We start from the raw sequence: 23,906 nt of genomic DNA, 5'->3' as shown, positions 1-23,906 counted from the left end.
CGATCGTGAACGCAATTTGAAATAATATTGTGAACAAAGTGCCAACAGGCGAAGGGGTGCGAAAGCTGTAAATCAAAATAGAAAACGTAAAATGAAATAAAACCCTAAAAATTATACTAACAAAATAAAATTATTATATTTACTCCCTCCTAAATTTTCTAACAGAAACATGTTTAAATTACTCCTTCATCAATGGAAAGAAGCTCAACGTTCCACATTTTGGCAAAAGAGCATCGCACTGAATATTCTACTCGTAATTATAGGTTTGTACCTCTTGCTAAATGTTATAGCACTAGGCTATTTTGCCGATGAAATACTTCAAAAAACCTATAAAGACAGCAATGTGATTGATTCTTACAATCGAATCCTGTTCTACTTCTTCTCCTTCGACTTAATCGTGAGATTTCTGTTTCAACCACTTCCCATTCTATCAATACAAGCATACCTTAGCCTGCCAATAAAAAAGAGCACTCTCCTGCATTATCCTTTAGTGAAAAGTGTTTTCAATTTTATGAACTTATTGGGATTTCTACTAGTTTTGCCTTTTTTCCTTAAAGTGATATGCCATACGCAAAGTCCGCTGTATTGCTTTACCTGGTTTCTTGTTGTTATTGCATTCATCGCTGCAAATAATTTTTTGACTTTCTTTCTGAAGAAATATTTCACGAAAAAACCTGCACTCATCTTTCTGATTTTGGGTTTTGTTGCTGTATTGGTTTATTGCGATATCGCAAATCTGATTTCTATTTCAGATTCGTTTTCAGAAATGTTTTCGTTTCTGAACCTGCATCCGGTTTTACTGGTTGTTCCAATAGCCATGGCAACAGCTTCCTATTCCATTGCTTATCATCTTCTGAAACGAAATTCGTACATCGAAGATATAATCAGCCGTCAGACAAGAAGAATCGGCAGCTTTTCTTTTCTGAATCGATATGGCGAAATTGGCGATTTAATAGGTATTGAGCTAAAAATGACCTTGAGAAACAAAAGACCCCGATCATTAATGATGCTGGGAGCTGTATTTTTACTGTACGGATTTCTGTTTTATAAAGAAGAGTCTTTAAATGATTATTACATATTAATTATTGCCGGAGTACTATTGACCGCAGCCGCAGCTTTTAACCATGCACAGTTGATGTTTGCGTGGAATAGTTCCTTTTTTGATAGTTTCCTCGTCAATAAGATCTCTCTGAAGAATTACATCAAATCGAAATTCTTATTTTTTGCCGTCATTTGTATCGCCTGCTATTTTATTACCCTGCCTTACGCTTTCATTTCTTATAAAATAGCCCTTATCAATACAGCCGTTCTATTTTACAACATTGGCATCACCTTTTTTTTACTGGCTTATGCAAGTTCATTCAGCACATCCCGAATCGACATGGGAAAAGGTACGTTCATGAATTACGAAGGCATGGGGATTAGCCAGTTTCTTATCATCATACCTCTGTTTGCATTGCCCTCACTTTTTCAGTTGCTGTTTTCAAGCATTGGATATCCACAGTACGGAATTTACGCTCTGGGAATTACAGGGCTAATTGCAATTGCGTGCAACAAATTCCTGATACAAATTATACTTACCCAATTAGTTAAAAGAAAATATAAAATGGCCGTTGGTTTTAGGCAAAAATAAAAAGATATGATACAATTTAGCAACTTAAAAAAAGCTTACGGACCAAACGTTGTTTTATCCATTGCTGATCTTACAATAAACAAAGGCGAATGCATTGGCTTGGTTGGCAATAATGGCGCAGGAAAAACAACCATGCTAAGTTTACTCTTAGATTTGATTGAAGCCTCAGCAGGAAGTGTAAGTTCAAAAGGTGAATTGGTCTCGAAGTCTGATCATTGGAAAACTTATACGGGTTCTTTTCTGAATGAAGGTTTTTTAATCCCTTTTCTAACCCCCATTGAATATCTGGAATTTATTGGAGGTTTGCACGGCAAAAACAGTTCTGATGTGAAAGAGTTTTTGCACGAAAATGCGAACTTTTACACCGACGACATCACTGCAAAGAAATACCTGAGGGAATTATCGGCAGGAAATAAAAACAAAATCGGAATACTGGCTTCTTTATTGATAAAACCCGAGATTCTGATCCTCGATGAGCCTTTCGCCAACCTCGACCCCAGCTCTCAGTCATGGCTGAAATCAAAACTAAAAAAACTGCGGGAAAATGGAATTACAGCTGTTATTTCGAGTCACGATTTAAATCATGTAACCGAAGTCTGCAGCCGAATTTTATTGCTGGAAGATGGAATTATTGTGAAAGATAAAAACAATACCGAGGAAATGTTAGAGGAATTGGAAAGTTACTTTACCCTGATCTAAGTAATTTATCGGATGAGCCATCTCATTGGTTGAACCCCATTCTCGCATTTATAACCTCTCCTTATCCCTATTCTTCAGGAGAATACAACTTCCTAATGCAGGAAATTTGATTGTGGAATACTCCCTTGAGGAGAAGGTCGGGGTTGAGGTGTCTCAAAAAAATCCCCCAAACAGCTAAGCATCTGTAAGGGGGGACATTGCAATTAATCAAACCATATTGCAATATTTAAAAACCAAAAAATCTATTCTGTTTCAGCAAGTTCTTCCGATTTGCGGCGGCCTCTCATATTTTGCGACATTTCCAATTTCAGAATGCTCTCATTAATTTTTTTAATCATAGTATCCAGTTCGCCACCCGAAACCAAACCCGACATAGATTCCATATATTTAAACATTCCATCTAAACTTTCAGTAAGTTCCTTACGAAATAATTTGGTGTCGTTCTCACGTTTCTGATCCGCATTTTTACTGTTTCGTTCATCAAGAATCAAAACAAGCGCATCCAAGGCTATTTGCACATTATCAACAATATCTTTAATTCCCAATTGCTGTATTGCCAATTTTGCTTCCTCTACATTTTCGCAATCGGCTAAAAACATTTTTGCTTTTGCATTTTGTTCCTGCAAACTCTCCTGATGCAAATTGTAGCCATGCGTTTTACTCAAATTGATTAAAACAGCAGCAGCCTTGCGCTTATCCTCATTCGGATGCAGCTCGTAACACAAACAAATGTACTTTAAAGCCCTCCATGCATTGTTAAACTGCTTGTCGGCAAGACCCGCTCCGGCAGTTTCTGTTGTCGTATTCAGTTTATTCAACTGAACCACCAAATTATTCAAACTGGTTTCAACCCGGGTATAAAAACCAGGAATACCAAGCCCTACCCAATCGTACGATTTGGTAATTGCAACTACATCACTTCCCAACGATACAAATTCAGCATTTCTGAATCTACTTATACTAAAACCCTCAATTTTCATTTTCTTATACTTTAAAATTCGATAAAAACCTTCAATTTAATTGGCGAAGACAGTAAATCAATACACAATACTCACTTCGCATTTGTTCCATTGCCCCATTTTTAGGACGATAATGCTCTCGCTCCAAAGCGAAGCAGGTATCAGTATGTCGGAAGTATCTTCGCACCAAGCAGATGACTCCATTTTCATTTCGAAACCCCCTTCGCATTGCTGCGAAACAGCTTTTGGATTGGAAAAAAGGCATTCGCACCAGTAAAAACCACCTTTTTTATGCCAATAATACCTCCGCTCCAAAGCGATAATACTTTTACAATAAAAAAAACGCCTTCGCAGTCTGCAAATGACACTATTATTATGCTCAAAACACCTCCGCTCCAAAGCGAGGACACTATTGCCATTGCGAAAACCCTTTAAACATGGGTATTCCTCAATTTAAGCACAATAATATACCCTTCGCTGATGATGCTTGCTGGTTTCATCCTCCCCCAACTTCTTCTACACTTCCTTTTAGTGAAACAAATGCCTCGGCCGAGTCATTATTTTAACAAAACGGTTTCTAAGTTAGATAATAATAATTGAACAATATTAATTTTAATACATGTTTTTTTCATACATACGCCAATTATTATGTCGTATTTTTGTGAAAAACCAAGTAAACATGCGCTTTCGCGGATGATGAAAAAAAATGCATTTGTTTTGTTTTTACCGTTAAACGGATACTGAACCAACAAATAAGACTTAAAATCGAAAAAATAAAACAAACAGACCAAAAATACTGACTAACAAGCCTATTTTTCAGGATAAAACAATTGCCCCTTCATCAGGAATAACGGCAAACACTTTGTGCAGGTGCAAGCGGCCACTTAACCTGCAAACAATTATTAGGACTGATTCTAATAAACAAAAACACTTGTACTTTTATTTTTATGCTTACCTTGGGGATCGCTTAAGGAAATGCTAGGAGTTTTTACATATAGAAGCGGATTGGGGTTTTATATTGAAGGAAATACAAGGCATGCCAACAAGTATTAGAAACACACATTTTAATAAATAAAAGAGAAGAAGCACCATTGCAAAGATATTTTATTATATCTCCTTAAAATTCAAGACTAAACCAACTAATTGTAAGATAATGTCATCAACAACAGCAAATAAAAAAGAGATTGTAGACTTTCTTTGGGAATGGGCTCAAACAAATGGAGATTGGAGTAAAATAGAAGAAGTAAACTCTTATTCGTACTATACGAAAAAACTTAAGGCGATAATTAGTACAAACCCTTCGCCCGACCAAGACGAAGAAAAATTGGCATCAGAAGGGTATGGTCATTTACGTGCAGCCATTGAAATAGCCGTTGAAGATGATTTGTTGAAAAAAATAGTTAAACGCTATAAAAAAGGCATTGCTTTCCCGTCAATATTAAGGATAGAAGGTCACAAAATTGACACCCACAAAGGTAAGATAAATGACATTTATGAGAAATGTTGTATTTCGATTGCTGGTCATAATAGTCCAAGTGAAATAGATACGACACCCACTATCGACGAATTAAAATTAGATTTTGAGGAGTTTACCCAATTAAGAAGAGTATTCATATAGCAATAAACATAAATAACAAAAAATAGTCTAATAATCAATCCCATGAAAAAATTAAATTTTAAACAAAGAATCATATTTGTCTTGTTATCTGGCATCCCCTATGGGATTGTACTTCTGCTTCTGAATTACATATTTGACCTTTATACCATCAAGAGTGTTTTATATCAGACCCTATTTTTCACGATACTGTTTGGAATAGGTTTTCCCTTCGTGTTGGAAAAACTAGTGCCAAAAATGCTTTCTAAAGTTAAAAATCCAGAAATGCATGCCGATGAAACGATCATTTTTGAAGATGGTGCCAGTTTGTTTCGTGGAGCTTTGGTAGCTGTTGGAGGCAAGTTGTTTTTAACCAATAAACGATTGATTTTCAACCCTCACAAATACAATTTTCAAAAGGGTGAAACGTCTATAGAGTTGAGTGAGATTACAGAAATCAGTAAAAGAAAAACAAGCCGAATTATGGACAATGGCTTGCGGGTAGTAACAAAAGACAATACGAAATACGATTTGGTGCTGAACGACCGGGATGAATGGCTGAAGCAATTGAAAAAGTAAAAATAAGCCAGTTACAAATTCGGAAAATCATCAGAATCATGAAACGAACACTTAGTTTTGTAGTAATGTACATTTGTTTGCAGCATCTTACTGTGGCTCAACAATATGTGCCCAACTATTTCGCAAAACAGGAAATGGAGCAAGATCTTGTGTTTTTACATCAGAAACTGGCAAATGTTCATCCTAAGTTTTTGAATAAGGATTTCGCCAAGCAGTGGCAAGCAAAATACGATTTGTTATCCGGGCATCTGTCCGATAGTATCAGTGAAATGGAAAGCTTTGTGATTCTATCGAAATTATTATCGGAGGTGGACGATGATCATACTGCTCTTTATTTCCCTTATTCGACAAGAATTAATTACATGAAGAACGGAGGCCTTAGCATGCCGTTTAGCATTCGGGTCAGGAACAACAAACTGTATATAAACGAATACTTTGCCGAACAAGCCGTAAATGGAATTGCAGGTGCTGAACTTCTGTCCATCAACTCGATTGATTCGAAACAACTACTGCATGATGTGCGGGTTTTAGCAGGCAATAAAAACGGAACCAGCGGCGATAAATCGGTTGAGCGGCTTTTTGCAATGTGCTGCTGGATGTTATACGGCGAAACCAAACAATACGAACTTAAAATAGCAGGCTTCGATTCTGCAGTACTTTGCAAAGCGGTAACTAACGATAAATATTTTGAGCTAAAGAATAAGCTTTATCCACCGAAAAAGGAAAAGTCTTTCGGTCTGCAGTTTTCTGAAAACAATGAATTTGCCTGTTTAAAAATTGCCTCCTTTTACGATACTGAAAAGTTAGCTTCTTTTCTGCGCCATGCTTTCGATAGCATACAGGAAAATAAGTGCGGAAAACTGATTATTGATGTAAGTGATAATCCGGGTGGCAGAAGCTCCAGTGTTGATAGTTTACTAAATTATTTAACGAGCAAAGCTTACTCTCAGTATTCATCCATTTCGGTTCGTCCCAGCCTCGAACTAAAAAGCAAATACAAGGAGAGCAAACCAGACTTTTACAAACTGATTGCCGGTATTCCTGCAGATTCGCTTTATCACATTGGTGACAGCCTGTTGATACAGACACCCCACAAAACCAATTCTCCATTTACAGGTGAGGTTTTTGTTTTAGTAAATGGCAGAAGCAATAGTGCAGCAGCCACTTTTGCCGGAGCTGTTAAAAGATATCACATCGGGAAAATAATTGGTGAACCTACCGGAGGAACAATAAAATACTATGGCGATTTTTTAACATTCACACTCCCCTGTTCAGGTCTTACATTCGTTGTTTCGGCCAAAGAATTTATTCAATACGGAAACAGAGAACTTACTGAAGGTGTGTTGCCGGATTTTATTCTCGCAGCTCCAAATTCTGAACTGTCAGAAATTGTTTTGCTCTTAAAAGGAGCATTAACAACTAACAATTGACTTCGCATAGTAAGCAATACATATTTCAAGAAACAGCAAAAATCAATCCCCCACTCCTTATGGAAAAATTTAAAAATGCCCTCACTCTTGTGCTCACTATTTTAGTGGTAGTGGTGCTCTACTTTGTGGTATCGGGCAACAGCAAACTAAAAGAAACGCAAAATACCATCAATCAGGTAAACAAAGAACTGTCTGTTTTAAAAGACAGCATCGGCAAAACACAGCAATCCTTAACACTTGTGCTTAACAAACTTGAGTTTACCGAAAATGAGCTGAAAATTCTGAAAAACGAACGCGATATTCTCGAGTTGGAAGAACAGCAACGAAGTACCAGAAATAAGGAAGAACTGAAAGTTTTAAAAGAGCAGATTCTGGAAAAAGAAGAAATGAAAAAAGAACTGCAAAAATACGCCAATACATTCGAATTATGAAGAACACTCTACTATTGCTGATTATTTTAGCATTTAACTATACTGCCGGCGCTCAAGAGCACGTGGGGCTAAAAAAATCTCCGCTTCAGTATTGCACATCAAACCAATCGCCTTTGCAGCTTGTGGTTGGCGATACGTTGGTTGTAGTTTGCGATACCATGTATCTGATTAATAAAACGAGATACGAGTTTTACAAGAACATCCACAAAGCTACTTTGGAAGATGATAATATTGAATGCAAAAATCTGCTTAAGGCTTACGAAACCCGTTTGGAGGAACACGAATTATCGTACAACAAACTACTGGCCAACTGCAGGCAAAGCGAAAAAACAACTCTCGATTTTATCGAATACACCCAAAAATCATTGGAAAGCACGCAAAAAACATTGCAGTACACTCAACAATCTCTCGATTCTTCGATACAAAACCTCGATCGTGCCAATGAGCTGATCCGCAAAGAAAAATGGAATGCCCGGGGTCAAAAATTACTGACTGGTATTGCTGGTGTAGGTGTAGGAATATTGGTTGGGGTGTTGGTTTCGCACTAGAGTGTTTTAAATAGAATGCACCCCTCTGGCCTTTGTCCCGAACCAAATGTCGAACAAAATAAATGAATAAATCCTCAAGAACCTCACCCTATCCCTCTTTCAGGAGAGGAGAATACAGCTTCCTAATGTAATAAATTTGAATATGAAACACTCCCTTCTCCTTGAGGAGAAGGGTCGGGGTTGAGGTGATTACAAAAAGAATAAACCCACACAAACAAAGTCTTCCCTTCTTGATGAGAAGTGCCGACAGGCGAAGGGGTGATCAAACTGTATTTCCGAATATATATTTTAATCTTAAATTTTATGTACTTTCAATTTTTATTTAAAATTGATTTTTTCGTTATAATTCCGATAAATTGATGCAAATAAATTATTTTGAAAATTAAACCAACTAAACGATTAAATTCAATCTATAAATGAACAAGAAAAAACTTGGCGTTTTAGCTTCAACCGCTATTTGCGGAAATGATATCAGCTCCTCCGTACTATATGTATCCGCCTTATCCATTGGCTTTGCAGGTCAGTATGCATGGATCACCCTACTCATTGTGGCCGTGGTTCTATTTCTCTTCAGAAAAATTTACGGAGAAGTTGTTGGTGCTCTTCCTTTAAACGGAGGTGCATACAATGCATTGCTAAACACCACAAGCAAATCAACAGCTTCTTTAGCCGCAACCCTAACCATACTTTCGTACATGGCCACTGCGGTGATCTCGGCAAACGAAGCAATGCATTACTTTCATCACGTTTTTACTCAGCTGCCTATTATTATGGCTACGGTTGGTCTCCTATTGGTTTTTGCAGTCCTCACCATATCCGGGATTACAGAATCCGCGAAAGTGGCTACCGGCATCTTTATTTTCCATCTCTTTTCATTGTCCGTATTGGCATTATTTATTATCATCTATTTGTTTCAAAATGGATTTTCCCAATTCCTTGAAAATTGGAACCTGCCTGTAGAAGGCAGTATTACCATGGCAATATTTTTGGGTTTCTCTGCCTCTATGCTGGGCATATCCGGATTCGAAAGTTCTGCGAATTTTGTAGAAGAACAGCAACCGGGAGTTTTCCGGAAAACACTTTTAAACATGTGGATTGTGGTAAGTATCATCAACCCATTAATGGCATTTCTTGCCCTAAGTTTGGTTCCTATTCCGGAAATTAGATCAGAATATTCTACAACTTTATTGTCGCACATGGGTAGTTTATCATCCGGAGAATGGTTGTCAACACTCGTTTCTCTTGATGCTGTTTTGGTGTTGAGCGGAGCTGTTTTAACTTCTTACATTGGTGTTTCAGGATTGCTTGAACGAATGACTTTGGATCGGATTTTACCACAATTTTTCTTGCGAAAAAACAAAAAAGGCAGTTCGTACCGAATCATTGTTATGTTCTTTATCCTTTCGGTTTCCGTTCTACTGATTACCAATGGTAATGTGGGGGTTTTAGCCGGAGTTTATACCATTTCCTTTCTATCGGTTATGTTTCTTTTCGGATTTGGTAATATTCTGCTAAAGGTTCGCAGAGCTAAACTTCCGCGTCCGGAAACAGCAAAATGGCTGAGTGTTTTTGTAGCTATTATAGCTGTAGTAGTTGCTCTTATTGGAAATATTATGATGAAACCTCAGAGTGAAAATGCTCCTTCGAATGTGAGCGTATTTCTAAGTTATTTTATCCCGGCCATTATTTTCATTTCTGTAATGCTAAATCGGGTTGCTATACTAAGAGCCTTATTAGGGGTCTCCATTTACATTTTTAATTACATTAAAAACTGGTTTCTGCAAATTAGTACCCACCTAAACAATGTAATTAATTCAATTAACGCCCAGCAATTCGTCTACTTTGCAAAACGTGATAATATAGCCGTATTAAATAAGGTAATGTTATATATTAAAAACAACGAACACACAAAAAGCCTAAAAATAGTTCATGTGGCCACTCCTTCCAACGTAGATGAATCGCAGTTTATAAGCAGTTTTGAAAAAATGGTTGCAATCATCGACGAAGAGTACCCGGAAATTGATGTGGAAGCCTTAATTGTTGAAGGAGAATTCGGACCTGTTCTGATCAAAGAACTATCGAATAAATGGAAAGTTCCCATCAACTTCATGTTCATTGCATCACCGGGAGATCATTTCCTTTATAAAGTCGAAGATTTAGGTGGCGTAAGACTGATCATTTAAATTCATTTCGAAGATCTTATTTTACTCTTACAATTAAATCTGAACAAACATGATCGAATTACAGGAAATATCAAACAAAACAATAGAACTACTGCCCAAAATTGGATTGGGAGGAATCGTCCTGTTCTTGTTTATACTGGTTTCGTGGCTAATAAAGAAAATCGCAATTAAAAAAATTAAGCCTAAAACAAAAAATCCCCTACTTGCTGAATTTTTGGGAAAAGTTGTTGCTTTTATGATCTCCATAACCGGATTTGTTTTTTTTCTTCATATCATAGGACTGGGAGGAATAGCCAAAAACATTATGGCTGGTGCCGGAATCACTACATTTATAATTGGTTTTGCCTTTAAAGATATTGGTGAAAATTTTCTTTCCGGGATATTAATGGCATTTAAGAGTCCGTTTAAAGTCGGCGACCTAATTGAGACAAATGGGACAATTGGTTACGTGAGTGAGCTTAATCTTCGGGAAAGTATTCTTAAAACACTAGATGGAAAGGATGTATTCATCCCAAATTCTCAGATCATTAAATCTCCGTTATTCAACTATACAATTGACGGTTTTTTACGATATGAAATCAACATTGGCCTAAAATACAATACCGACTTTAAAAAAGTTTCAGACATTATTAAAAGTAATTTAGCTGAAGTACCAGAGGTTTTGAGTGGCGACAAAAAACCCATGATCGTTATTGATGAACTTACTGCAACTACTGTGAACATGAAAATCTTGTATTGGATAGATACTTTTAAATCAAAATCCAAAGCTTATCACTTGCAGATTAAGTCGCAGATTCTCATAAAAACAATTGAGGATCTTACTAAAAACGGCCTTTATTAGCTTGCAATATTGTTGAAATATAAAACCCCTCAGAGCTGAAAGTCTGAGGGGTTCTTTATCTACAGTAATTTACAACACTACTTCAACAAAAACAGGCAAATGATCAGAAGGATATCTTCCCTCTACCTGATCATCAATAATTTTAAACTGATTCACTACCCCATCGCCTTTGCTGATAAATATATAATCGATTCGATCAGTAACCGGTTCGGTATGTTTAAAACCATTAAAGCTTCCCTGTGGACCTGAGCAATTTTCGCCAGCCAAACTTTTTGTTTCATCCAATACCTCACTTAAATATTGAATGGCTGCAGTTTCAGGAGTCAGATTCAAATCACCCATTAAAACACAAGGATATTTTTCTGGATTGTGCTCGGTAATTTTACTGTAAATCAATTTAGAACTGTTCAGTCGGGCCAATTCGCCTATATGATCGAAATGAGTGTTGAATACATAAAACCGCTCCCCGCTTTGTTTGTTTTCCAAAAGCAAATAGGTACAAATACGTTCCAAAGCTGCATCCCATCCTACCGATACTTCTTCCGGAGTTTCCGACAGCCAAAAAGTTGCCTGCTTAACTACTTCATATTTTGCCGGCTTGTAAAAAACAGCACAGTACTCACCTTTTTGTTTTCCGTCATCGCGCCCCACTCCAACATATGAATAATCCGTCAGCGCACTGTCCAAATAAGTAATCTGACCGTTCAAGCCTTCCTGCGTACCAAAAACATCAGGTTGATATTTAGTAATCAAACCAACAACATTGGCTTTTCTTGCGTCCCAACAATTCACCCCATCACCGGGATTGTTATAGCGCAAATTGTAAGTCATGAATGTTTGTGTCTGTTCTTGTTCTGTGCATCCAAATGCAAACAAAACCAGCAATAAGAAGAAATAATTTTTCATTATTGTTTTTATTAATTGTGTTACAATTTCAATTTACAGGTTTTACTATTGAGCACCCAAAACAAACTTCAACTCACCACCCTGCATCAGCTGTTGGTGAGTAATTGTAAGCTCTTTGTATTCTTCACCATTGAGATATACAGCCTGAATGTAATGATTTTGCTCCCCCTGATTCTCCGTAGAAATGGTAAATGTTTTTCCCTTAGGCAAATGAATTACACCCTTTTCAACCGATGGAGAAGTTAAATCGTAAATTCCGTTGGCCGGATTTGTTGGGTAAATCCCCAGCGAAGACATCACCAACCAAGCTGACATTTGCCCGCAATCCTCATTCCCGCAATACCCATCAGGCTTGTTTGTGTATTGAGAAGTAATTATTCGGCGTACCATTTCCTGTGTTTTTTCCGGCTGACCGATATGGTTAAAAAGGTAAGCCACATGATGACTAGGTTCATTGCCATGTGCATACTGACCAATCATTCCCGTACTAAAAATAGGCAGGTCGTCGGTCGTTGCCGGATAGTAGGTGAACATAGAGTCCAACTTGGCAGTGAACTTATCCTTACCCACTGTGGCGATAAATTCAGGAATATCTTGCGGCACATACCAGAAGTACTGCCATGCATTGCTCTCACAATAGTAATTGGTGTAATTTTTTGCAACAAAAATGGGAATGAAATTGCCATGCTCATCTTTCGGACGGAAGAAAGTTGATTTCGGATCATACAAATTCTTCCAGTTCTCACCACGCTTCAAAAAATATTGGCAATCATCTTCCTTGTTCAATGCTTTTGCAAACTGAGCAATGCACCAATCATCGTAAGCATATTCCAGTGTCTTGGAAACCGACCAGTTCTCCCCTTCTGCATCGGCAGGAACGTATCCTAATTTCATGTACTCATCAATCTGTCTGCCTTTTTCCATGGCTGATTCTTTACAAGCAGTGTAAGCTTTCTCAGCATCCATTTCAATTCCTTTGAAATACGCATCAACAATTACCGGTACGGCATGGTAACCTATCATCATGTTGGTTTCGTTTCCTGCCAACGACCAAACCGGCAGCAAGCCTGTTTCATCGTAGTGAGCCAAAAATGATTTGATGAAATCTTCCACTTTATCAGGACACAAAATAGTATACAAAGGGTGAGCCGTGCGGTAGGTATCCCACAAGGAAAAGGTATCGTAACGATCAAATCCTTCGGCTTTGTGATTCTTTCCATCTGCTCCTTTGTGCATTCCATCAACATCCGAAAGCAAGGATGGTGTCAAATACAAATGGTACAAATTGGTGTAGAATATCTCCTTCTGAACTTCCGATCCGGTAATTTCAATCTGTGAAAGTACTTTCTGCCATTCCCGATCGGCGCTCTTAACTGCAGCTTCAAAATCCCATGCCGGCAGTTCAGCCTTCAGATTTTTCTTTGCACCTTCTACCGAAGCCGATGACAAAGCCACCTTTACCAATATTTGTTCCTTTTCCGTAGTTGTAAAATGAGCAACAATCCTGGTTTTTGCACCCTTCACTTCACTGTTTACTGATTTTTTTCCGGCTTCGAACAAATCAGCACTTTTAAAAGCTTTGGAGAACTGAGCTACAAAATACACATGCTGATCTCTGGCCCATCCATTGGATTTCCGATATCCGGAAATGGTAGAATCATTTTCGATGGTAATTTGTGTCGCATACGGATTGTCCCAATTCATTCTGAATCCTAAATCCAGGATAATTTGCGATTTTTCATCTTCGGAAAAAGTATAGCGATGAAATCCCACCCGCTTGGTGGCAGTTAATTCTGCAACAATGCCGGAGCTTAACAAATCAACTTTGTAATATCCGGGTGATGCTTCCTCTCTGTTGTGAGAAAATTTAGAATAGGGACGGTAATCGCCTTCAGGAGTTAAACTTTCAGTAAAACGGCTGTTCATTGGCATGAACAACAAATCGTACAAATCTCCCGCTCCGGTTCCCGATAAATGTGTGTGACTAAATCCAGCAATGGTAGAATCAGGCCAAAAATAACCTGCTATTCTGTCCCATCCGGGCAAACCGTTATCAGGACTCAACTGAACCATTCCAAAAGGAGCAACTGCCCCCGGATAAGTATTACCCGGACCATCGGTCCCGACAAAATTGTTTACGTAAGCAGTAAGCTTGTTCTCGCTTTCAACATTCTTTTCACTACATGCAAAAAGACAAATCATTGCCCAACAAGTGGCTAATAATCTCATATTTTCTACTAATTTGAATTTCTGATTTTTCACAAGATCAGAAACAATATGGAAATTTGGCTTTTGGAGATTATGCCGTCAAATATACGGAAAAGAACAACATCCTCTAATGCTTTAATTAAACAAGAATAAAAAAAGGATCGGCCACAGCCGATCCTTTTACATTATCCATTATCTTAAACCAATAAAACCCACCAACTTATCTATTAATTAGCGATAATGGATATAACATGTACAACTACTAACTAACTATTTTAAAATTATTTTTTCCACAAGCGTCCCATTTCTTCCAAAGTTTTTCCTTTGGTTTCAGGAACTACTTTCCATACGAACAATGCTGATAATAATCCCATACCACCATAAATCCAATAGGTAAATCCGTGATTAAACTGATTGGTCAACCAAGAGTTGTCATTCATCATTGGGAAAGTCCATGAAACAATCATGTTTGCAATCCACTGAGCCGCAACTGCCATCGACATGGCACTACGAATTGAATTCGGGAAAATCTCTGATAACAACACCCAGGTAACCGGTCCCCACGACATTGCAAAAAAGGCAACATATCCTAACATGGCGAACAAAGCAACCAAACCCAACTGATTAAAATAGAAGGCAAAACCCAATGCGAACATGCAGATTCCCATACCAATACCGCCAATTATCATTAACGGCTTACGTCCAAACCTATCAACAGTATAAATTGCCAATACAGTAAAGATCAGGTTAATTGCCCCAACCAAAATGGTTTGAAGTAAAGAAGTATCGGTATCGCTTCCCATATTTCTGAAAATCTCGGATGCATAATACAACACCACATTGATACCTACAAATTGCTGGAATACAGATAATAATATTCCTATAACTATAATTAATCCTCCAAAAGTTAACCATGGAGCGTTATTTTCTTTTAATGACTCTTTAATATCTACTAACAGACCCGGAGCTTTTTCCGAACCAACAATCTTATTTAAAAGAGTTTTTGCTTCCTCTTCTCTCGATTTCATAATTAGAAACCGGGGAGTTTCAGGAACGAAATACAGCAATACCAAAAAGATAATTGCAGGAATGGTTTCAGATGCAAACATGTATCTCCATCCTATTTCATTTAACCAACCATCATCACCACTTGAAGCAATAATGTAATTCACAAAATAAACCACCAACATACCAAAGATGATTGCAAACTGATTCCATGAAACCAATTTACCACGAATGTTTGCAGGTGCAATTTCGGCAATATACATAGGAGAAAGCATTGAGGCTATTCCTACACCCATACCACCAATAATACGGTAAAAAATAAATGAAGTGATGGTTCCGGCTCCGAAAATATTCATAATTTCAGGCATTGCCGAACCAATTGCAGAAATGATAAACAGAACTGCAGCAAGAACTAAACCTCTTTTTCTACCAATATTCTGACTAACATATCCGCCAATAGAACCTCCAATAATACAACCTATAATAGCACTCGAAATCGTAAAACCATTAATCGAATTTAAGGTATTTTCAGAAATTTCGTTTACAGATACCCAGAACTGAGTGTACCAGATTATGATTCCTGCAACAATTACAATTCCACTGTATATCATTCCTTTTTTCTTTCCATACATACGAAACATGAAGCTGGAAACCAGTAAGGAAACAACTACAAAACATAAAGAAATGATAATCTTATATTCTCCAATAACCTGCAGTGCAAGAGCATGATCAGATTCTAATGGAGTAACAAAAAATACTTTTAGTGCTTCAATGGCACCATTAATTACGGCAGTATCGTAACCAAACAACAATCCCCCAAGTGTTGCCACTAAGGTGATGGTTAAGATAAACGAATTACTTCCCTGAGTTTGGGCTTGAGACATGGATTTGAAAATTAGAATAAACTCCCGCAATCGAACTTACGGGAGTTTATAAGATTTATTTAAATATACCAGTTAATTAACTGCTCTAACATTTCTTGTTTTCCACTTAATTGTTTTGGTTCCCCAACTTCTTTTGCAATCTTTCTAAGGTCTTCTAAAGAAAGGTCGCCGTTAGCAAACGCTTTTCCATTTCCTGATTCGAAAGAAGAATAACGGTCTTTCTTGATTTGCAGGTATGGAGATTCAGTTCTGATTTTATCAGCAATAACCAAAGCACGGGCAAACACATCCATTCCACCAATGTGAGCCATGAAAATATCTTCTAAATCAGTTGAATTACGTCTAGTTTTCGCATCAAAGTTGATACCTCCGTGAGTAAATCCGCCATTCTCTAGAATTGGCAGCATAGCCGCAACAGTTTCATAAATGCTGGTTGGGAATTCATCAGTATCCCATCCGTTTTGGTAATCACCTTTGTTTGCATCGATACTACCCAACATGTTGTTATTAACTGCAGTTTGCAATTCGTGCTCGAAAGTATGACCAGCCAAAGTAGCATGATTCACTTCGATATTCATTTTGAAATCATCAGCCAAACCATATTTGTTTAAGAAACCCATTACGGTTGCAGTATCGAAATCGTACTGGTGTTTCATTGGCTCCATTGGCTTAGGCTCAATAAGGAAAGTTCCCTCGAAACCATTTTTACGACCGTAATCACGGGCCATAGTCAGGAATCTTGCCATATGATCCAACTCCTGTTTCATGTCAGTATTGAAAAGAGACATATAACCTTCACGACCTCCCCAAAATACGTAACCTGTACCACCCAAAGCAATAGTAGCATCCAATGCATTTTTAACCTGAGTTCCCGCGTTGGCAACAACACTAAAATCAGGATTGGTAGAAGCACCATTCATGTAACGGGCATTCGAAAATACATTTGCTGTACCCCACAATAACTTAACGCCTGAGTCTGCTTGCTTTTGCTTCGCATAGTCAACCATAGTAGTCATTCTCTTCTCAATTTCGAAAACAGATCCTTCTCCTACAACATCAGTATCGTGGAAACAATAGAATGGTACACCTAATTTTGTAATGAATTCGAAAGCTGCATCCATTTTCGATTTAGCAGCACTAATTGCATCAGCTTCATTTCCCCAAGGAAATTTTTGAGTTCCAGGTCCGAATGGATCTCCGCCATCGCCACAGAAAGTATGCCAGTAAGCCACTGCAAAACGCAAATGATCTTTCATAGTTTTACCTGCAACAACGCGGTTCTCATCGTACCACTTATATGCCATAGGATTTTTTGATTCCGGTCCTTCGTAAGCAATCTTACCAATTCCAGGAAAATACTCTTTGTCTCCTTTTAGAATAGTCATGATGTTCTTTCTTATTAAATTATCAATCTGTTTATTAGCTATCTACTACTATAAATTCTTTTGCAATTCCTTGTTCCAGCGATCATATGCCTTCAACATTTCTTCACGAAGGTTTTCGTCAGGCTTGATTGTACTAATTTTCTCCAATCCTGCGAAAGCTTCTTCCAATGAAGAATAGATGCCTGCACCAAATCCTGCCCCTCTTGCGGCCCCCAAAGAACCATCGGTATCGTACAATTCAATGGTTGCTCCTGATACGGTCGCTAAGGTTTCTCTAAACAAGGGACTCAAAAACATGTTTGCATGTCCGGCACGAATTACATTTGGCTGTACGCCGATTTCCTTCATTACTTCCATTCCATAATAGAATGAAAATGCGATTCCCTCTTGTGCTGCTCTGTAAATGTGAGCATCTGTATGTCGGTTCAAGTTTAGATTCAAAATTTGAGCACCTATTTCGCGATTCTTCAAAACACGCTCTGCACCATTACCAAACGGCAGAATAGTAATGCCATCCGATCCAACAGGAATCTCCATGGCCTTTTCGTTCATTTCTGCATAAGACAATCCTTTCGCCACATTATGATTCAACCATGAATTCATAATTCCGGTTCCATTAATGCACAACAAAATTCCAAGACGATTGTCTTCCTTAGTATGGTTTACATGAGCAAATGAATTTACTCTTGAATAAGGATCAAACTTCACCTCATCGCTAACACCATAAACCACACCCGAAGTTCCTGCTGTAGTGGCTACCTCTCCTGGTTTCAATACATTTAAAGACAATGCATTGTTTGGCTGATCTCCTGCACGATAAGAAACTACCGCACTACTTGAAAAACCTAATTCCTTAGCAATTTCAGGAAGCACTTGTCCCTGATTTGAGAAAGTATCAACAATTTTTGGCAATACATCTGCCGATAAACCATAGGCTTTCAGTACATCTTCCGAAACCGAATTGTTTTTGAAATCCCAGAAAATTCCTTCCGACAAACCTGAAACAGTAGTGCAGGTTTCTCCGGTTAATTGCATCGCAATAAAATCTCCTGGCAACATTATTTTGTGAATTTTCGCAAATGTTTCAGGCTCATTCTCTTTTACCCAAGCCAATTTACTGGCTGTAAAATTTCCAGGTGAATTCAGCAAATGCGACAAACATTTATCTTTTCCAATACTGGCAAAAGCCTTATCGCCAATTTCAACGGCTCTGCTGTCGCACCAAATAATAGAAGAACGAACCGGCTTCAAATCTTTATCAACACAAACCAAACCATGCATCTGATAAGAAATACCAATGGCTTTAACCATTTCCCCATCCACATTTGCAGTTTGCATTACACTTTTGATTGCCTGCTTTAGATTACTCCACCACATTTCAGGATCTTGCTCGGCCCAACCAATTTCATGTGCCGTAATTTCCATTTCCTTTTTGGGAAAAAAATCAGCAGCCAAACATTTGCTGCTCTCAGCATCCAATAATGATGCTTTAACTGAGGAACTTCCTATATCTAATCCTAATAAATACATTTTCTATTCTTTTTTACCGTTCTGCCCTGTTCTGTTCTGATGCAAATTTAGAAATGTTTTTTAAATAAAAAAACATTTTTAAAAAACTATAAAGATTTTCTCATTACGAGTTGAGTTGGGACACAATAATACACTCGTTCAGATGTTGTTACGAACTCTGCAACCTTTTTGCCCATTAGATCAAAATCTGTTGATATTACAGTAATTCCTTTGTCGATATACTTTTTCATTGGTGTCTCATTGTAAGAAACAAGTCCTATATCTACGCCAAATTCCAAGTTTTTCTCTCTTGCTTTATCCAGAATCTTAGCCATTGCCCGATCACTAACCGAGAAATAAGCCGCGCCCTTTTTCACCTCGATGGAATCAATATCAGTATAAATGGAATGTTTTATCTTGTTTTGTTTGCAAAAACGCAGAAAGAACTCAACGGTGTCGTATGGATGATAAGTATAATCCGGGTAAATCATACTAAACTCTTTGTATTTCTTTATCTCCTCCAAACCAGACTGAAGAGAAGTAAGAACAGACTCCCCAAAGTCCTGAAAGATCTGAGAATGCTGATCATCAGCCTTAATATTCCAATCAATAATCATTACATTCTTTGGATCCAACTGCTTCAAACAAGCTGCCACTTTGGGATGATCAAAATTCATGATAATGTATTTGCTGTACTTGCCAATACTCTCTCGAATCTGAGATTTAAATACATCGATATTGTAATGATGAAAATGAAGATCCACAATTACATTATCTGCTAATTTCTTTCTAAAACTATCGTATAAAACCTCTTTGTACGCTTTAAAAGTATCCAAAAACAAAAACACTCTGGTTATTTCACCCGAAACAAAATATCCTTTATTCGGAACAGATTCAATCACATTCCTTTTCTTCAATTCAGCATATGCCTTAAATACAGTATCTCTGGATAGAGAACACTCACGGCACATCTCATTTACCGAGGGCAATACATCGCCTGGCTGGAATATTTTTTGACTGATCGCATCCTGAAATGCTTGAATTAATTGTTGAAATTTTGGTGTTGGAGAGTTACTGTCCGGAGTAAATTGAAATGCTTTCATGCGTATTATCGGTTCAAGTGTTCTGTTCTGTTATGGCTCAAATGTATAAATAAATTTTTAATCGGTAAAAACTGAGCTTATTATTTAGTAAATTGATACTTCTAATCCTACAAATTCATTTCTAAATGAAAATACTACTTACAGGAGCCAATGGTTATATAGGGAAACGATTACTACCCGTTCTGCTTGAGCAAGGGCATAATGTTGTTTGCTGTGTTCGTAATAAGGAACGCTTCTCACCACAAGAAATTGATCATCCCAATTTGGAAATCTTCGAAGCCGATTTATTGGATTTACAATCTTTGGGCAAACTACCAGTGGATATTGAGGTGAGCTACTATTTGATTCATTCCATGCTTCACAGTACCGATGGATTTGAAAAATTGGAGAAAACCTGCGCACGAAACTTTGTAGAATTCATCGATAAAACACAAAACAGGCAAATTATCTATTTAAGTGGGATCGCCAATGTGGAAATTTTATCGAAACACCTTGAATCAAGAAAACTGGTGGAAGACATTCTAAAAAAAAGCAAAAGTTATCACACCATTTTACGAGCTGGAATTATTGTTGGCTCGGGAAGTGCTTCATTTGAAATTATTAGAGATTTAGTTGAAAAACTAGCCATTATGACAGCGCCCAGATGGTTACTCACAAAATGTCAACCCATTGCAATCCGAAACGTTATTGATTTTTTAACCAAGGTTATTGATCACGATGAATGCCTGAACCAAACTTTTGACATTGGTGGTCCTGAGGTGTTGAGCTATAAAGAAATGCTGCAGCAATATGCCGAAGTTAGAAAGCTGCCAAGAATCATCACCACCCTTCCGGTAATGACTCCCCGCCTATCTTCCTATTGGTTGTATTTCATCACTTCCACATCCTATAATCTGGCCTTAAATCTGGTCGACAGTATGAAAATTGAAGTAATTTGCCGTCCGAATAATCTGGCATCAACGCTGCAAATTACTTTAATGCCCTACAAAGAAGCCATAGAGCGGGCAACCGGAAAAATTAAACAGCAAATGGTGATCTCTTCGTGGACAGATGCTTTGAGCAGCGGCATTCTGACCAATGATAAAATGAAATATGTAGAACCACCTGATTTTGGATGTTATACCGATAACAAGCGTTATCAATTCACCAATAATCCGGAACAGGTAATTGAGAATGTTTGGGCTCTAGGTGGCGACAGAGGTTGGTATTACGGCAATTGGCTTTGGCATTTACGTGGCTTGCTCGATAAACTTTTTGGCGGTGTTGGTTTAAACAGAGGACGAAGACATCCTACTGAAATTGAAATGGGTGATTCTCTTGACTTTTGGCGTGTTCTGCTTGCCGATAAAGAAGGTGGAAGGCTCTTGTTGTATGCCGAAATGGTTTTGCCCGGTGAAGCCTGGCTCGAATTCACAATTGACAGAAAAAATGATGAAAATTTCATCTCCCAAAAAGCGACGTTTCGCCCCAAAGGAATCATGGGACGATTGTATTGGATTTTGAGTTATCCATTTCATCTTTTTATTTTTAGAGGAATGGTAAAGGGGATTATTAATTACCGGAAAACCGATTAAAGAATTAACCACAAAGGAAAATCGACCTCGGAATAAGTTCATTTTTTTGTTGAAAAATCAATATCTTCACTTAATTTTTGATCGGTTACAGTTTAGCAACACAAACTTATTTTTCCATAACAAAATGAACCAGCCCATTGTTAAATTTTTAGATGCATTCACCGTTCCCGGTGAAGAATTAAAATATTCTATTATCTGTTCTCAGTATCAGAACAAATGGGTATTTGTGCGCCATCGCCTGCGGGAAACCTGGGAAATGCCTGCCGGACATATTGAAAAGGATGAATCGGCCTTAGCTGCGGCAAAAAGAGAATTGTATGAAGAAACAGGAGCTACTCATTTTAGTCTGCGTACGGTCTGCGATTATTCCTGCGATTGGCAGGGAGAAATAAAATCCGGCAGAATCTTCTTTGCCAACATCCAACAATTGGGGAAATTACCCGAAATGGAAATTGCAGAAGTCAGGTTTTTCAGAAATTTACCCAAAGAACTGACCTATACCGACATTCAAAATTTAGTTTTTGAGAGAGTAAAAGAGTTTTTGAATAAGATCCAGACAGTTTAATTTCAGAATTATTTGATTTACAAAAACGACAACAATAAAAGCCATGTCTCAAATTCATTTTCACGAAGATTTTTACATCCCGGTTCTTAAAGGAAGTAAAACGCAAACGGCCCGAATCGATGAACCAATTCCGGAATTGGGACCTGGTACAGCAATTTTTGATCATGGAAAATCAATTCCCATTGAAATCACCGCTGTTTCGCACAAAAGCTTTGATGAAATGAGTTTGGAAGAGGCACACAAAGACGGCTTTAAATCGAAAGATGAACTGTGGTATACTTTACTTACCTTCTACCCTGATCTGCAAAAATCGGATTTACTGATGTTAGTTGAGTTTAAACGTGTTGTTATTTAAAGCTGGGAATTCAGTTTTAAAAACCTTCATATCTCAACTTTTTTGGGTGAGGTTTCTTAGAATTAGCCATATTTATTGACGGGCGAAGCTTCACCTTTTTGGGCGGGCAATACACCACCTGGGAATAATTCTCTGCAAATCGGGCGGGCAGTCCACCACTTCGGAATAACTCTCCGCAAATCGGGCGGGCAATCCCCTACTTCGGAATAACTCTCAGCAAATCGGGCGGACAGTCCCCCACTTCGGAATGACTCTCAGCAAATCGGGCGGGCAGTCCCGACAAAATAGTAAAGGCATTCCTGAATACAAGCTGATATTCTAAACAGTCTACTATTTCGCCGCAATAAAGTTCAAATTTTAACTTATTTTTTGCAGGAGCTATTGCTGAAATAGAATACAAACCGGACTGGGCGCTTTTATTTCATCAACGAAAGTTAGCTTTCCGGTTACAGAATCTCTTTTAAAACTCACGATATTGTTGGTATTTTTGTTGGCAACCAGCAGAAATTTATCGTCGGGTGATAAGCTGAAATTACGGGGATGATCGCCACGTGTGGATTCGTGCCCAACCAATTTTAAAGCTCCGTTTTCCTGTACTTTGAAAATAACAATGCTGTTGTGTCCCCGGTTCGATCCGTATAAAAATTTACCGTCCTTAGAGATATGTATATCAGCAGGATTACTTACTCCATCGAAATCGGCTGGCAAAGTACTTACATTCCCAATCATACTAACTTCTTCATGATCTGAAATTGAAAAACCAGTAATGGTATTGTCAAGCTCATTAATCACATAAAATATTTTTCCATTGGGATGAAAAGCCAAATGCCTTGGTCCTGCCCCGTCAACCAAAGAAACTTTTGCCTGATTTGCCGGCACAAATTGATTGCTGACAGAATCGATGCTTGAAATCCACAACTCATTGGTTCCCAAATCGACTGCAATAATATGATTTGAATTGGGCTGAAACCAAACACTATGTGCATGTGGCTGATCCTGACGATTTACAACCGTTCCTGAACCGGTGTGTTGCTGCACATCCAAAAGATCAGACAATTCTCCATTCTCATCAACTTTTAAGTACCCAATATTACCTCCTGTGTAGTTGGCAGTTAGTACTACACCAGCATCATTTGCAGTAACAAAACAAGGATGCGCTCCGCCGCTTGGCTTACAACTAATCAATTTCAACGAATCACCTGTTTGATAAGATTCAACACTTCCCATGTTATTATCCTTCACCAACTCGTTGATAGACAAAAGTGTTTTTTGATTATTCGCAAAAGCCAAAAACGAAGGATTGGCTGTTTCAGCAACCAAACCAATCATTTTTAAATGACCATCTGCTTCCATTTTCAACTTGTAAATTCCTTTGGAATCACCATCGGTATAGGTTCCCAGAAAGAAGGAGTATGTATTTTGATTCACAGAAGTTTTGGGTTTAGAGTTTTGACAAGCTGCAATTAGTAGAATTGAAGCAATTAGTACAATATTTCGTTTGATCATGAATGTGGT

At 37.9% G+C, this 23,906-nt stretch carries 21 protein-coding genes; 12 read left to right on the top strand and 9 right to left on the bottom strand.

Translation table 11 applies throughout. The features are described 5' to 3' along the window. Window positions 1–169: 169 nt before the first annotated feature. Both QUH73_RS01795 and QUH73_RS01790 read left to right on the top strand, forming a co-directional pair. Window positions 170–1,633 (top strand): DUF5687 family protein, encoded by a 1,464-nt coding sequence (locus QUH73_RS01795; RefSeq protein WP_289528756.1) that lies wholly within the window; start codon window positions 170–172, stop codon window positions 1,631–1,633. Between the two features lie 6 nt (window positions 1,634–1,639). After that, window positions 1,640–2,332 carry an ABC transporter ATP-binding protein gene (locus QUH73_RS01790; RefSeq protein WP_289528755.1) on the top strand — a complete coding sequence of 231 codons (693 nt, stop codon included), beginning with the start codon at window positions 1,640–1,642 and terminating at the stop codon, window positions 2,330–2,332. Window positions 2,333–2,574: 242 nt separating this feature from the next. Here the strand turns inward: QUH73_RS01790 and QUH73_RS01785 are convergent, their stop codons facing one another. After that, complete coding sequence (locus QUH73_RS01785) at window positions 2,575–3,312, bottom strand: DUF6261 family protein (protein ID WP_289528754.1); 738 nt, start codon at window positions 3,310–3,312, stop codon at window positions 2,575–2,577. 185 nt (window positions 3,313–3,497) lie between these two features. Further along, the gene (locus tag QUH73_RS01780; protein WP_289528753.1) at window positions 3,498–3,710 is read right to left on the bottom strand and encodes a hypothetical protein; all 213 of its coding nucleotides are present in this window, start codon (window positions 3,708–3,710) and stop codon (window positions 3,498–3,500) included. Between the two features lie 734 nt (window positions 3,711–4,444). Between QUH73_RS01780 and QUH73_RS01775 the strand changes: the two genes are divergently transcribed. The 7 genes from QUH73_RS01775 (at window position 4,445) to QUH73_RS01745 (ending at window position 10,897) form a co-directional block, all read left to right on the top strand. Further along, window positions 4,445–4,909, top strand: a complete 465-nt coding sequence (locus tag QUH73_RS01775; RefSeq protein WP_289528752.1) for a hypothetical protein — start codon at window positions 4,445–4,447, stop codon at window positions 4,907–4,909. Between the two features lie 42 nt (window positions 4,910–4,951). After that, the gene (locus QUH73_RS01770) at window positions 4,952–5,464 is read left to right on the top strand and encodes a GRAM domain-containing protein (RefSeq protein ID WP_289528751.1); all 513 of its coding nucleotides are present in this window, start codon (window positions 4,952–4,954) and stop codon (window positions 5,462–5,464) included. Between the two features lie 38 nt (window positions 5,465–5,502). Continuing rightward, window positions 5,503–6,894 (top strand): S41 family peptidase, encoded by a 1,392-nt coding sequence (locus tag QUH73_RS01765; protein WP_289528750.1) that lies wholly within the window; start codon window positions 5,503–5,505, stop codon window positions 6,892–6,894. A gap of 59 nt (window positions 6,895–6,953) precedes the next feature. Then, a complete protein-coding gene (locus QUH73_RS01760; RefSeq protein ID WP_289528749.1) occupies window positions 6,954–7,325 on the top strand; it encodes a hypothetical protein in 372 nt (123 codons plus the stop codon). Beyond that, window positions 7,322–7,873 (top strand): hypothetical protein, encoded by a 552-nt coding sequence (locus tag QUH73_RS01755; protein WP_289528748.1) that lies wholly within the window; start codon window positions 7,322–7,324, stop codon window positions 7,871–7,873. Before QUH73_RS01760 ends, QUH73_RS01755 begins: the two co-directional genes overlap by 4 nt. Window positions 7,874–8,289: 416 nt before the next feature. Next, window positions 8,290–10,056, top strand: coding sequence for an APC family permease (locus tag QUH73_RS01750; protein WP_289528747.1), 1,767 nt, complete (start codon window positions 8,290–8,292; stop codon window positions 10,054–10,056). A gap of 49 nt (window positions 10,057–10,105) precedes the next feature. Next, window positions 10,106–10,897, top strand: a complete 792-nt coding sequence (locus QUH73_RS01745) for a mechanosensitive ion channel family protein (RefSeq protein ID WP_289528746.1) — start codon at window positions 10,106–10,108, stop codon at window positions 10,895–10,897. A 69-nt stretch (window positions 10,898–10,966) separates the two neighbouring features. Here QUH73_RS01745 and QUH73_RS01740 read toward each other — a convergent pair whose 3' ends face one another. The 6 genes from QUH73_RS01740 to QUH73_RS01715 form a co-directional block, all read right to left on the bottom strand. Next, window positions 10,967–11,803 carry an endonuclease/exonuclease/phosphatase family protein gene (locus QUH73_RS01740; protein WP_289528745.1) on the bottom strand — a complete coding sequence of 279 codons (837 nt, stop codon included), beginning with the start codon at window positions 11,801–11,803 and terminating at the stop codon, window positions 10,967–10,969. A 45-nt stretch (window positions 11,804–11,848) separates the two neighbouring features. Beyond that, the gene (locus QUH73_RS01735) at window positions 11,849–14,032 is read right to left on the bottom strand and encodes a GH92 family glycosyl hydrolase (protein ID WP_289528744.1); all 2,184 of its coding nucleotides are present in this window, start codon (window positions 14,030–14,032) and stop codon (window positions 11,849–11,851) included. A 260-nt stretch (window positions 14,033–14,292) separates the two neighbouring features. Next, window positions 14,293–15,900 (bottom strand): D-xylose transporter XylE, encoded by a 1,608-nt coding sequence (gene xylE / locus QUH73_RS01730; protein WP_289528743.1) that lies wholly within the window; start codon window positions 15,898–15,900, stop codon window positions 14,293–14,295. Window positions 15,901–15,959: 59 nt separating this feature from the next. After that, window positions 15,960–17,285 (bottom strand): xylose isomerase, encoded by a 1,326-nt coding sequence (xylA, locus tag QUH73_RS01725; RefSeq protein WP_289528742.1) that lies wholly within the window; start codon window positions 17,283–17,285, stop codon window positions 15,960–15,962. Window positions 17,286–17,333: 48 nt separating this feature from the next. Further along, complete coding sequence (locus QUH73_RS01720; RefSeq protein ID WP_289528741.1) at window positions 17,334–18,815, bottom strand: xylulokinase; 1,482 nt, start codon at window positions 18,813–18,815, stop codon at window positions 17,334–17,336. A gap of 86 nt (window positions 18,816–18,901) precedes the next feature. After that, complete coding sequence (locus QUH73_RS01715) at window positions 18,902–19,897, bottom strand: GntR family transcriptional regulator (protein ID WP_289528740.1); 996 nt, start codon at window positions 19,895–19,897, stop codon at window positions 18,902–18,904. A gap of 125 nt (window positions 19,898–20,022) precedes the next feature. On the opposite strand from QUH73_RS01715, the gene QUH73_RS01710 reads away from it, so the two are divergent. From QUH73_RS01710 to QUH73_RS01700, 3 genes are all read left to right on the top strand, one after another. Next, window positions 20,023–21,471: an SDR family oxidoreductase gene (locus QUH73_RS01710; RefSeq protein WP_289528739.1), complete on the top strand. Its 1,449-nt coding sequence runs from the start codon at window positions 20,023–20,025 to the stop codon at window positions 21,469–21,471. A gap of 124 nt (window positions 21,472–21,595) precedes the next feature. Then, window positions 21,596–22,036, top strand: coding sequence for an NUDIX hydrolase (locus QUH73_RS01705; protein ID WP_289528738.1), 441 nt, complete (start codon window positions 21,596–21,598; stop codon window positions 22,034–22,036). A gap of 43 nt (window positions 22,037–22,079) precedes the next feature. Next, window positions 22,080–22,391, top strand: coding sequence for an ASCH domain-containing protein (locus QUH73_RS01700; protein WP_289528737.1), 312 nt, complete (start codon window positions 22,080–22,082; stop codon window positions 22,389–22,391). Window positions 22,392–22,769: 378 nt separating this feature from the next. On the opposite strand, the gene QUH73_RS01695 is transcribed toward QUH73_RS01700, so the two are convergent. Continuing rightward, window positions 22,770–23,897, bottom strand: coding sequence for a lactonase family protein (locus QUH73_RS01695; RefSeq protein WP_289528736.1), 1,128 nt, complete (start codon window positions 23,895–23,897; stop codon window positions 22,770–22,772). Window positions 23,898–23,906: the final 9 nt, after the last annotated feature.

The organism is Labilibaculum sp. K2S (assembly GCF_030372765.1).
GTDB lineage: Bacteria > Bacteroidota > Bacteroidia > Bacteroidales > Marinifilaceae > Labilibaculum.
This window is presented reverse-complemented; position numbering and strand designations above follow the sequence as displayed.